The organism is Streptomyces sp. NBC_00885, from assembly GCF_045207475.1.
Taxonomy (GTDB): Bacteria; Actinomycetota; Actinomycetes; order Streptomycetales; family Streptomycetaceae; genus Streptomyces.
In genome coordinates this window covers 5,232,340-5,244,474 of record NZ_CP108796.1, presented here as the reverse complement: position 1 = coordinate 5,244,474, position 12,135 = coordinate 5,232,340, and the positions used below count along the sequence as shown (strand labels likewise).

Below are 12,135 nucleotides of genomic sequence, written 5' to 3'. Positions count from 1 at the left end.
ACCCAATACCCCCTAAACTTCGGGTCGATGACGCCCCATCGGATCGGCCAACCCCTGTCCTCCTTCGGCCACTCCCCGGTGCCGGGGATCGCCCGTCGGCTGTGGGCCGCCACGGCCGCGCGATAGACCCCCGACTCGCGCGAACCACCTGAAGACGAACTACCTCAAGACGAAGGCGCCCGGCACCGATTCGGTGCCGGGCGCCCCGTTATAGCCGTATCAGCTGTGAGTCCGCAGCAGCTGCCGCATCGTCCGCATCGCGACCGACAGATTCGCCAGGTCGAACGTGTCCGAGCCCTGGATCTCCTCCAGCGTCGTACGCGCCCGGCTCAGGATCGCCGCGTTCTTCTGCTCCCACGCCTTGAACCGCTCCTCCGGCGTCGAGGTGCCATTGCCGACGGTGAGCACGTCCGCCGTCAGAGCGGCATGCGCCGCGTACAGGTCCTCGCGGATGGATGCGCGGGCCATCGACTGCCAGCGGTCGGCCCGCGGCAGCTCTATGATCCGGTCCATCAGCTGGGTGATCCGCAGCCGGTCCGCGAGGTCGTAGTACACCTCGGCGACCGCCATCGGCTCCTTCTTGGTGCGGTCCGCGATCGCGACGATGTCGAGCGTCGGGAAGGCGGAGGAGAACCCGGCGACCCGCAGCGCGAGCTCCTCCGGGACGCCCTCCTCGGTGAGCTCTTCGAGGATGCTCTGGTACCACTCCAGGTCCGCGCCGCGCAGCATCTTCGCCAGCTCGGCCCAGACCTGCTCCACGCGCTCGGCGAAGAAGCCGATGGTGTCGGCGAGCTCCAGCGGCTGCGGCCGGTTGCCGAGCAGCCAGCGCGTGCCGCGCTCGACGAGGCGGCGCGAGTGCAGCCGGATACGGGTCTGGACGGCGGCCGGGACCTTGTTGTCCAGCGCCTCGACCGCGTCCCACACGGCGTTGAGCCCGAAGATCTCGCGGGCCGCGGTCTGCGCCCGCACGACCTCCTCGATCGACGCGCCCGTCTCTTCGCGCAGCCGGTGCAGGAAGGTCGAACCACCGGTGTTCACCGTGTCGTTGACCAGCACCGTCGTGACGATCTCCCGGCACAGCGCGTGCCCGTCGATCGCGTCGGGGAACCTGTCGCGCAGGGCTTGCGGGAAGTACGCGTGCAGCAGCCGGCGCAGATACGGGTCGTCCGGCAGCGCGGTCCCGATCAGCTCGTCCGCCACCGTGATCTTGGTGTAGGCGAGCAGCACCGCCAGCTCGGGCTGGCTGAGCCCCTTGCCGGAGTTGAGCAGCTCACGGATCTGCCGGTCGTTCGGCAGGAACTCAAGTGCCCTGTCCAGGTGCCCGTCCCGGCCGAGACGCCGCATGAAGCGCTGGTGGGCGTGGAGCAGGGAGGGCGACTGGGCAACAGCGTTGCCGAGGGCGACGTTCTGCGCGTAGTTGTTGCGCAGGACCAGCGCGCCGACCTCGTCGGTCATCTCGGCGAGCAGCTTGTTGCGCTGCTTGACGGTCATGTCGCCGTCCGACACCAGGCCGTTGAGCAGGATCTTGATGTTCACCTCGTGGTCGGAGGTGTCCACGCCGGCGCTGTTGTCGATGGCGTCGGTGTTGATCTTGCCGCCGCTGCGGTCGAACTCGATCCGGCCCAGCTGGGTCAGACCCAGGTTGCCGCCCTCGCCGACGGCCTTGACCCGCAGGTCCTCGCCGTTGACGCGGATCGCGTCATTGGCCTTGTCGCCGACGTCCGCATTGGACTCGGAGGAGGCCTTGACGTACGTACCGATGCCGCCGTTCCACAACAGGTCCACCGGGGCCTTGAGGATCGTCTTCATCAGTTCGGCGGGCGTCATCTTGGAGATGCCCGCCTCGATGCCGAGGGCAGCGCGCATGTGTGCGTTGACCGGGATCGACTTGGCCGCGCGCGGGTGGATGCCGCCGCCGGCCGACAGCAGCTCCTTGTCGTAGTCGGCCCAGGAGGAACGGGGCAGCTCGAAGAGCCGGCGGCGCTCGGCGTACGAGGTGGCCGCGTCCGGGTTCGGGTCGATGAAGATGTGCCGGTGGTCGAAGGCCGCGACGAGGCGGATGTGCTCGGAGAGCAGCATGCCGTTGCCGAACACGTCACCGGACATGTCGCCGACACCGACGACCGTGAAGTCCTGGGTCTGGGTGTCGTGGCCGAGCTCGCGGAAGTGCCGCTTGACGGACTCCCAGGCGCCGCGGGCGGTGATGCCCATGGCCTTGTGGTCGTATCCGGCGGAACCGCCCGATGCGAAGGCGTCACCGAGCCAGAAGTTGTACGCGACCGCGACCTCGTTGGCGATGTCGGAGAAGGTCGCGGTGCCCTTGTCGGCGGCGACGACGAGGTAGGTGTCGTCCTCGTCGTGGCGTACGACGTCGGCGGGCGGCACGACCTCGCCGGCCACCATGTTGTCCGTGATGTCGAGCAGTGCCGAGATGAACACCTTGTAGCTGGCGATGCCCTCGGCCAGCCACGCGTCCCGGTCCGCCGACGGGTCGGGCAGCTGCTTGGCGACGAAGCCGCCCTTGGCGCCGACCGGCACGATCACGGTGTTCTTGACCATCTGCGCCTTGACCAGGCCCAGGATCTCCGTACGGAAGTCCTCACGCCGGTCGGACCAGCGCAGACCGCCGCGCGCGACCTTGCCGAAACGCAGGTGCACACCCTCGACGCGCGGGGAGTAGACCCAGATCTCGTACGCCGGGCGGGGCGCGGGCAGTTCCGGGATGGCCTGCGGGTCGAACTTCATCGACACATAGCTGTGGTACTTGGCGCCCAACGCCTCCTGGAAGAAGTTCGTGCGCAGCGTCGCCTTGATGAGGGTCAGGAACGACCGCAGGATGCGGTCCTCGTCCAGGCTCGCGACCTGGTCGAGCGCGCCGTCGAGCTCCTCGAGCAGGGCGTCGGTCAGCTCGGCGCTTCCGCGCTGGCGCTCGGGGGACATCCGGGCCTCGAAAAGGGAGACCAGCAGCCGGGTGGTGTGGACGTTGGTACGGAGGGTGTCCTCCATGTAGTCCTGGCTGAAGGTCGCACCGGCCTGGCGGAGGTACTTGGCGTACGCGCGCAGCACCATCGCCTGCCGCCAGTTCAGACCGGCGCGCAGCACGAGGGAGTTGAAGCCGTCGTTCTCCGCCTCGCCGGTCCAGACTGCCGAGAAGGCCTCCTGGAAGCGTTCGCGGGCATCGTCGGCCAGGTAGTCGCCGTTGCCGGTGGCCTGCGGCATGCGCAGACCGAAGTCGTAGATCCACGCGGTCGTCCGGTCCGAGCAGCGCAGCTCGTAGGGACGCTCGTCGACGACCTCGACGCCGAGCCGGTTGAGGACCGGCAGAACGGCGGAGAGCGAGACCTGGTCACCGGTGCGGTAGATCTTGAAGCGGCGCTCGCCGGGACCCGCGCCGACCGGCTCGTACAGGGAGAGCGCGAAGTCCTTGTCCAAGTGGGCCAGTTGCTCGACGTGGACCAGGTCGGCGACGGCGGCGCGCGGCGAGTGGTCGGCCTTGTAGCCCTCGGGGAAGGCGTGGCCGTAACGGCGCAGCAGCTCGGCCGCGCGCTCCTCGCCGCACTCGGCGTTGAGCGCCTCGGCGAAGCCGTCGGCCCAGGAGCGGGCGGCCTCGACGAGCCGGGACTCGATGCGGTCCTTGTCGGCGTCGGTGAGGTCGGGGAGCTCGGTGCCGGGCTGGACGCGGATGACGAAGTGCAGCCGGGACAGCACCGATTCGGTGTGCAGGGCGGTGAAGTCGACCGGCGCGCGGCCGTTCAGCTCCTCCAGCAGGATGTCGGTCAGGCGCAGCCGTACATCGGTGGTGAAGCGGTCCCGCGGCAGGTAGACGAGGGCGGAGTAGTAGCGGCCGTACTCGTCCTGGCGCAGGTACAGCCGCAGCCTGCGGCGCTCCTGGAGGTAGAGGACGGACGTGACGATGGAACGCAGCTGGTCGGCCGGCGTCTGGAACAGCTCGTCGCGCGGGTAGGTCTCCAGGATCTGCAGGAGGTCGCGGCCGTCGTGGCTGTTGGGCGCGAAGCCCGCGCCTTCGAGGACTTCCTGGACCTTGCGGCGGATGACCGGGACGCGGCGCACGGATTCGGTGTACGCGGCCGAGGAGAACAGGCCGAGGAAGCGGCGCTCACCGATGACATTGCCGTTGGCGTCGAACCTCTTCACCCCGATGTAGTCGAGGTAGGAGGGCCGGTGCACGGTCGAGCGGCTGTTGGCCTTCGTCAGCACGAGCAGCTTGTGCTCGCGGGCCTTGGCACGGGCGTCGGCGGGCAGCCGGCTGAAGGAGGGGCTGACGGGGTGCGCCTCGTCGGTGCTGTGCTGCGGGTCGGAGCGCAGAATGCCGAGGCCGGTTCCGGGCACGGCGGCCAGGGCGTCGGTCTCGGTGAGCTCGTACTCCCGGTAGCCGAGGAAGGTGAAGTGGTCGGCGGAGAGCCAGCGCAGCAGTTCGCGCGCCTCCTCGACCTCCTGGTCACGCAGATCGTCGGCGGTCGGCTCGCTGGGCAGCTCTTCGGCGATGCGCAGCGAGGCGTCGCGCATCTTCTCCCAGTCCTCGACGGCCTCGCGGACGTCCGAGAGGACCCGCAGCAGATCGGCGGTGATCTGCTTGAGGTCGGACCGGTCGGTCTCACGGTCGATCTCGACATGGATCCAGGACTCGAGGACCGCGTCGTGCGGCAGTTCCTTGCCGTTCGCCTCGATGGGCAGGACTTCGATCAGCTTGCCGGTGAGGTCGCGGCGGACCGTGACCTGCGGGTGGATCACGACATGGATGCCGCGGCCCTGGCGGGAGAGCTCGTTGGTGACCGAGTCGACGAGGAAGGGCATGTCGTCGGTGACCACCTCGACCACGGAGTGGCTGCAGGTCCAGCCGTTCTCCTCGACGGTCGGGGTGTGAACCCGCACGTTGGCGGTCCCCTGGGGGCGGTTCTCGGCCAGCCGGTAGTGGGAAAGGGCCGCGCCGAAGACGTCGACCGGGTCCCGGTCGGTCACGTCCTCCGGAGCGGTGTGCAGGTAGTAGCGCTGGAGGTACCGGAGCACGGTGCCCTGGTCAGGGCTCTTGCCGTGCTCGGCCCCGGTCGGAAGGTGCCCCCCGACCGGGCTGTTCTCAGCAACCCGGGCTGCCCGTGCGAGCAGCTCGGCCTTGGCTTCGTCCAGCTTGGTCTGCATGTCCTCTGGCTCCTGTCGCGCGCCGTTGCGTGACGTAGGGGAAAGAAGCGACGCAACGCCATGACGCGGGGTGTCCGGTCGGAGTCGACGTTATGCCGCGATGAGAGATGTCCGAGCCGATATTGGCCAATGTTGGCAGCGGGGCCGGAACGGGGTGATCAACGATCGCCCGGGCGCTGTGGCGCTCCGGGCGCTGGCCGGGGGCTTCGCTGCCCCCACGGCATATAGCGCTGATCACGGGTCAAGGCTATCGCCCCGCCCCCCCGACCCGTCATGAGCCGTATGTGTACAAAAGCAGGGCCGGAAGTTTGACAGTCTGGACAGCGACACAGGGCCACTCTTGGCAAACAGTCCCCCGCGGTGCAGGTTGGCGGTGACGACACGGCATACCGTCGACGCCCTGCACCGACGGCGGGGACACCGTCGACAGCCCGACACCGGGAGCAGCCATGACACCGAAGATCCTGATCGTCACCGGCGATGCGGCCGAGTCCCTCGAAGTCCTCTACCCGTATCAGCGGCTGCGGGAAGAGGGGTACGAGGTCGACATCGCGGCCCCCGCCCGCAAAAAACTGCAGTTCGTCGTGCACGACTTCGAGCCGGGCTTCGACACCTACACCGAAAAGCCGGGCTACACATGGCCGGCGGACCTGGCCTTCTCGGAGGTCGAGCCCGGACAGTACGCAGCGGTGGTGATCCCGGGCGGCCGCGCCCCGGAGTACCTGCGCAACGATCCCGAGCTACGCAAGATTCTGAAGTCCTTCTTCGACGCCGACAAGCCCGTGGCGCAGATCTGCCACGGCCCGCTGCTGACGGCGGCGATCGGCAGCCTGGAGGGCCGCCGGGTCACGGCCTATCCCGCCCTGGAACTGGACATGCAGGCGGCGGGCGCAAGCTTCCAGGACGTGGAGGCGGTCGTCGACGGCACGCTGGTGTCGTCGAGGGCCTGGCCGGACCACTCGGCGTGGATGCGGGAGTTCCTCACGGTGCTTCGGGCGAAGGCACCGGTCGCGTAGGGGGGTGTGGCGGGGCAGCCCGGGCCCCTCGGGGTCCGGGCCGAGCCCGGTTCGGGCAACGCGGGGTGGGGAGCGGGAGGGGAGGGGAGCAGGTGGGGAGGGGAGCAGGTGGGGAGCAGCCCGTCCTGAGGGCGAACCGCCCCGTTACGCCACCAGCCGTGTCGCCACCTCCACCGCCTCCGCGAGGCTGTCCACCACCGGCACCCCCACCGACTCCAGGCTTGCCCTGCTGTGCGACCCCCCGGTGTACAGCACTGCCCGCGCCCCCACATGCGCCGCCGCCACCGCGTCGTCGACCGCGTCACCGATCACCACCGTGCGCTCCGGCGCCGCGACGCCGCCGAGCGCCGCGAGATGGCGCTCCATGTGCAGCGCCTTCGTGCCGCCGGACGGCCCGGTCCGCCCGTCCACGCGTATGAAGTGGCCCTCGATGCCATAGCCCCGTACGACCGGGACCAGCTCCTCGTGCCCGTACATGCTCAGCAGCGACTGGCTGCGCCCGGCCAGCCGCCACTCCTGCAGCAGCTCCTCGACGCCCTCGGTCAGCCCGCACCCGATCCGGTGCTCGCTGTAGTGCCGGTGGAAGGCCTCGTCCATGACCTCCCACTCCGCGTCCGACGGCAGCCGTCCCATGAGCCGCTCGTAGAACCGGGGAATCGGCACGCAGTACATCTCGCGGTAGCTCTCGAGCGTGATCGGCTCCAAGCCGATCTCCTCGAAGGCGGCGTTGGTCGCCCCGATGACAGCCGTGATGTCGTCGAGCAGTGTGCCGTTCCAGTCCCAGACCAGGTGTGTGCTGTGCTTCCCCATACGAAAACGGTACCGGCCGGGTCTGACAACCGGCCGCCGAGCCGCCTTCGCAGCCTCAGCCGACGAGGTTTTGGATCTCCTGCACCCCGTACCAGAGCAGCTCGTGGTCCTCCGCCCCGTCCACCGTGAACTGCGCGTCGTCGTCGCCCTGGTCCGCCGCCCCAAGCGCGTCCGCCGCGGCCGCCACGTCACCGATCGCGTCGTCCGCGTCCACGTGCACCGCCGCCGCCTTGGACAGCGGAACCGCGGTGGCGACCCGCACCTCGCCGAGCGCGCTCACGACGAGCACCCCGTCGGGATCGGCGACCGCGTCCTGGTCCCGTACGTCGACCGCGACGACCACCCGGCGCCTGACCGCGTCCGGGTCGCCGGCGAGCAGTCGCAGCGAGGCGGCCGCGGCGCGGTTCAGCGCGGCGTACTCCAGTTCCTCGATGTCGTCGGAGACGTACCACTCGCGCAGTCCCGGCGTGACGGCATACGCGGTCAGCGGCCCGGGGCCGAGTTCGCCCGCCTTGTGCGCCTCTGCGAGTCCGGGGAGGGTCAGGGGGACGTAGACGCGCATGGCTGACCGCTTTCGTAGTCGGAAACGCCCTCAGGATACGTGTGAGGTCCGCCCGAGGTCCCCCTTCGGGCTGCCGCTCCCGGCCTCGCGCGCCTTCCACCGCAGACCTGCCTCGCACCGGCTCAGGACGGCCTGCGTCGGGCCCCGTCACCCTGATAGGTGAACTGTGGCGCCTGCCCCCGCAGGGGACTTTGCGCATTGCGGTCCGACCAGCCCGCCCCGTAGAAGATCACCAACGAAGTTACCGCCCGGTATCGCGCCGGGCCCGGCATATCGGGGGCGATCTGCATGAGCATGAACAGGACCCGGCCCGCAGGGCGGCAGGACCAGCGCCGTCCCGCCGCGGTGGCGGCAACCGCGATGGCACGCGCACGACGGCAGCACAAGCCGCACTACTGGTTCGCCGACCGCCTGCTCGCGGTGCTCAGCGGCCGGCGCCCGGTGCACTGGATGCTCGGGCACACCATCGGGGAGGCGTACGAACAGCTTGTGCGGCTCGCCCCGGGAGCACCGCTGCGTCCGGCGGAGCGGGTCACACCCGTCGTACGCCACTGCGGGGAGTACCACCCCGGCCCCGGCGTGATCGAGGCCTTCGCCAGGATCGGCTCCGGGGACCGGGTCAGCGCGATGGCCTTCCGCCTGGAACAGGGCGCGGACCAGCGCTGGCGCTGTGCCGCGGTGGAACTCGGCGGAGAACGAGTCGGCACGTCCGCCGGGAACTAGCCTCCGCCCTGGGGGCCGCCCTCCCGGGAGGAAGCCGCAGGCGATCCGCTCAGCCGCCGTCCGCGCCGAGCCGGGCCGCCTGCCCCTCTCGTGCCGACGCGAGCCGCTGAGCGGGCGCGAGCCCTGGAAGCGAAACGGCCGGGGCCGGACACCACAATCGGTGTCCGGCCCCGGCCGTTCGCAACAGGCAAACGCAGAGAGTTACTTCTTGCGGCGGCGCCCGCCGCCCTTCTGCGCCTTGCGGCGCTCCGCCCGCGTCAGGCCGTCCCCGTCCGTACGAGCCTGTCCGTCGTCGCTGATGAATTCGCCCTCGACGATGCCGCCCTCGCCGTCCACCTTTGGCGCCGAGAAGTGCAGCCGGTCCCGCCGCTGCGGGGCGTCGAGCCCCTTCGCGCGGATCTCCGGACGGGAGGCTCCCGCCGCAACGGCGTCCTCCTTGGCGAGCGAAGGGGCCGCGTCCTGCACCGGGACCTCCTCGACCTGCTGCTCGACCTGGACCTCCAGGTTGAACAGATAGCCGACGGACTCCTCCTTGATGCCCTCCATCATGGCGGTGAACATGTCGAAGCCCTCGCGCTGGTACTCCACGAGCGGGTCCTTCTGGGCCATCGCGCGCAGGCCGATGCCCTCCTGAAGGTAGTCCATCTCGTAGAGGTGCTCACGCCACTTGCGGTCCAGTACGGACAGCACCACGCGCCGCTCAAGCTCACGCATGATGTCCGAGCCGAGCTGCTTCTCGCGCTCGTCGTACTGCTCGTGGATGTCGTCCTTGATGGACTCGGCGATGAACTCGGCGGTGATCCCGGCACGGTCGCCGGCCGCGTCCTCCAGCTCCTCGACGGTGATCTTCACCGGGTAGAGCTGCTTGAACGCGCCCCACAGCCGGTCCAGGTCCCACTCCTCGGCGAAGCCCTCGACCGTCTCCGCCTGGATGTACGCATCGATGGTGTCGTCCATGAAGTGGCGCACCTGCTCGTGCAGGTCCTCGCCCTCCAGAACGCGGCGGCGCTCGCCGTAGATGACCTCACGCTGGCGGTTGAGCACCTCGTCGTACTTCAGGACGTTCTTACGCGTCTCGAAGTTCTGCTGCTCCACCTGCGACTGCGCCGACGCGATCGCACGCGTGACCATCTTGTTCTCGATCGGGACGTCGTCGGGGACGTTCGCCATCGACATCACGCGCTCGACCATCTGCGCCTTGAACAGACGCATCAGGTCGTCACCCAGGGACAGGTAGAAACGGGACTCGCCCGGGTCGCCCTGACGGCCGGAACGACCGCGCAGCTGGTTGTCGATACGCCGCGACTCGTGCCGCTCGGTGCCCAGCACATAGAGCCCGCCGATGTCGGTCACCTCGTCGTGCTCGGCCTTGACGGCCGCCTCGGCGCGCTCCAGCGCGGCGGGCAGGGCCGCGGCCCACTCCTCCACGTGCTCGACCGGGTCCATGCCGCGCTGGCGCAGCTCCGCCTCGGCGAGGTCGTCGGGGTTGCCTCCGAGCTTGATGTCCGTACCACGGCCGGCCATGTTCGTCGCGACTGTGACCGCGCCCTTGCGCCCGGCCTGGGCGACGATCGTCGCCTCCCGGTCGTGCTGCTTGGCGTTGAGGACCTCGTGCTGGATGCCCCGCTTGTTGAGCTGCTGCGAGAGGTACTCGGACTTCTCGACCGAGGTCGTGCCGACCAGGATCGGCTGGCCCTTCTCGTGCTTCTCGGCGATGTCGTCGACGACCGCGGCGAACTTGGCGACCTCGGTCCGGTAGATCAGGTCGGACTGGTCCTTGCGGACCATCGGCTTGTTCGTCGGGATCGGCACGACGCCCAGCTTGTAGATCTGGTGGAACTCGGCGGCCTCGGTCATGGCCGTACCGGTCATGCCGGAGAGCTTGCCGTAGAGGCGGAAGAAGTTCTGCAGGGTGATCGTGGCAAGGGTCTGGTTCTCGTCCTTGATGTCCACCCCTTCCTTCGCCTCGATCGCCTGGTGCATGCCCTCGTTGTAGCGGCGGCCTGCGAGGATACGGCCGGTGTGCTCGTCGACGATCATGACTTCGCCGTCGATGACGACGTAGTCCTTGTCCTTCTTGAACAGTTCCTTGGCCTTGATGGCGTTGTTCAGGTATCCGACGAGCGGGGTGTTCACCGACTCGTAGAGGTTGTCGATGCCCAGCCAGTCCTCGACCTTGGCGACACCCGGTTCATGGATGGCGACGGTCCGCTTCTTCTCGTCGACCTCGTAGTCGCCGGTCTCCTCGATGCCCTTGAGGGGGTTGCCCGCCTCACCCTTGGCCAGGCGGGTCACCAGCTTGGCGAAGTCGCCGTACCACTTGGTGGCCTGGTCGGCCGGACCGGAGATGATCAGCGGCGTACGGGCCTCGTCGACGAGGATCGAGTCGACCTCGTCGACGATGGCGTAGTTGTGGCCGCGCTGGACGAGCTCGTCCTTGGACCACGCCATGTTGTCGCGGAGGTAGTCGAAGCCGAACTCGTTGTTCGTTCCGTACGTAATGTCGCAGTTGTACTGTTCGCGACGCTGAGCCGGCGTCATGTTGGCGAGGATGCAGCCGACATCCAGGCCCAGGAACTTGTGAACCCGGCCCATCATCTCGGAGTCACGCTCGGCCAGGTAGTCGTTCACCGTGATCAGGTGGACGCCCTTGCCCGAGAGCGCATTGAGGTAGGCGGGGAGGGTGCCGACGAGGGTCTTGCCCTCACCGGTCTTCATCTCGGCGACATACCCGAGGTGCAGCGCGGCGCCGCCCATCATCTGTACGTCGTAATGGCGCTGACCGAGGACGCGCTTGGCGGCCTCACGGACGGTCGCGAACGCCTCGGGGAGCAGGTCGTCCAGGCTCTCACCGTCGGCGTACCGCTCCTTGTACTCATCGGTGAGCGCCCGCAACTCGGCGTCGGAGAGGTTGACGAAGTCCTCTTCGATGGAGTTGACCTGGTCCGCGATGCGGTGCAGTTTGCGCAGGATCTTGCCTTCGCCTGCACGCATGAGCTTGTTGAAGACGGACACTGAGGTTGGTCTCCTTGCCGATCGGGCCTGGCACTGGGTCTTGTTATGGACACTGGCGCGGGCACGGCAGGTGGGCCCCACCGCAACGGCCATCGTAAGCGAGGACCCGGCCGGGTCGGGAGGTCCGCCGTCAGCCAGGCCTGCTGTCACCCTCAAAGAGAACGCACGGGACGCACGGAAGGTGCCGGTGAGGTACGAAAAGTGCTCGCATCCCTTCGCGGACATGACCAGAATCCGGTCATGGAGCCCACCACCCTCACCACGGAACGCCTGCTGCTGCGCACCTTCACGAGCGACGACACGGACGCGGTCTATCAGGCGTGCCAGGATCCCGACATCCAGCGGTGGACGACGGTCCCCTCGCCCTATGAGCGCCGGCATGCCGCCGAATTCACCGGACAGATGGTCCCGGAGGGCTGGCACTCCGGCACGATGTGCACCTTCGCGGTGCTGCCGCGCGCAGGCGGCGCGCTGATGGCATCGGTCGCGGTCAGCCTGCGGACTTTCTCGGGCACCTGGGAGATCGGCTTCTGGACGGACAAGGAGCACCGGGGGCGCGGGATCATGGCGGAGACCGTGGGTGCCGTGGCGCACTGGGCCTTCACCAGGCTGGGGGCGACCCGTCTGGAGTGGCGGGCAGAGGTCGGCAACGAGGGCTCGCGTGCCGTCGCCGAGAAGGCGGGCTTCATGATCGAGGGGTCACTGCGGGCGGCCCTGCTGAACAAGGACACACTCAGGGATGTGTGGGTGGGGGCGCTGCTCCCGTCGGACCTGGGGCTGTCGAGCACCCATCCGTATCTGCCGCCCCGGCGCTGACGCCCGCGGGGTGGGACGGCATACGGGGTGCGGCAG

The 12,135-nt window shown here is 68.8% G+C and carries 7 protein-coding genes; 3 read left to right on the top strand and 4 right to left on the bottom strand.

Annotated elements, in window-relative coordinates; genetic code table 11:
• Window positions 1-219 precede the first annotated feature (219 nt).
• Entirely contained in the window at window positions 220-5,157 is a 4,938-nt protein-coding gene (locus tag OHA61_RS23880) for an NAD-glutamate dehydrogenase (protein ID WP_406304746.1), read from the bottom strand.
• A gap of 449 nt (window positions 5,158-5,606) precedes the next feature.
• Here OHA61_RS23880 and OHA61_RS23875 point away from each other — a divergent pair, with 449 nt between their 5' ends.
• Entirely contained in the window at window positions 5,607-6,173 is a 567-nt protein-coding gene (locus OHA61_RS23875) for a DJ-1/PfpI family protein (RefSeq protein ID WP_266475931.1), read from the top strand.
• A gap of 144 nt (window positions 6,174-6,317) precedes the next feature.
• On the opposite strand, the gene OHA61_RS23870 is transcribed toward OHA61_RS23875, so the two are convergent.
• Together OHA61_RS23870 and OHA61_RS23865 are read right to left on the bottom strand one after the other, a co-directional pair.
• The gene (locus OHA61_RS23870; protein ID WP_361906549.1) at window positions 6,318-6,983 is read right to left on the bottom strand and encodes an HAD family hydrolase; all 666 of its coding nucleotides are present in this window, start codon (window positions 6,981-6,983) and stop codon (window positions 6,318-6,320) included.
• A gap of 55 nt (window positions 6,984-7,038) precedes the next feature.
• On the bottom strand, window positions 7,039-7,545 hold the full coding sequence (locus tag OHA61_RS23865) for a DUF6912 family protein (protein WP_324976863.1): 507 nt from the start codon (window positions 7,543-7,545) through the stop codon (window positions 7,039-7,041).
• Between the two features lie 288 nt (window positions 7,546-7,833).
• Between OHA61_RS23865 and OHA61_RS23860 the strand changes: the two genes are divergently transcribed.
• Complete coding sequence (locus OHA61_RS23860) at window positions 7,834-8,268, top strand: Rv3235 family protein (protein ID WP_266475928.1); 435 nt, start codon at window positions 7,834-7,836, stop codon at window positions 8,266-8,268.
• 201 nt (window positions 8,269-8,469) lie between these two features.
• On the opposite strand, the gene secA is transcribed toward OHA61_RS23860, so the two are convergent.
• Window positions 8,470-11,283 (bottom strand): preprotein translocase subunit SecA, encoded by a 2,814-nt coding sequence (secA, locus tag OHA61_RS23855; protein ID WP_361906552.1) that lies wholly within the window; start codon window positions 11,281-11,283, stop codon window positions 8,470-8,472.
• Window positions 11,284-11,523: 240 nt separating this feature from the next.
• Here secA and OHA61_RS23850 point away from each other — a divergent pair, with 240 nt between their 5' ends.
• Complete coding sequence (locus tag OHA61_RS23850; RefSeq protein ID WP_406304745.1) at window positions 11,524-12,099, top strand: GNAT family N-acetyltransferase; 576 nt, start codon at window positions 11,524-11,526, stop codon at window positions 12,097-12,099.
• Window positions 12,100-12,135: the final 36 nt, after the last annotated feature.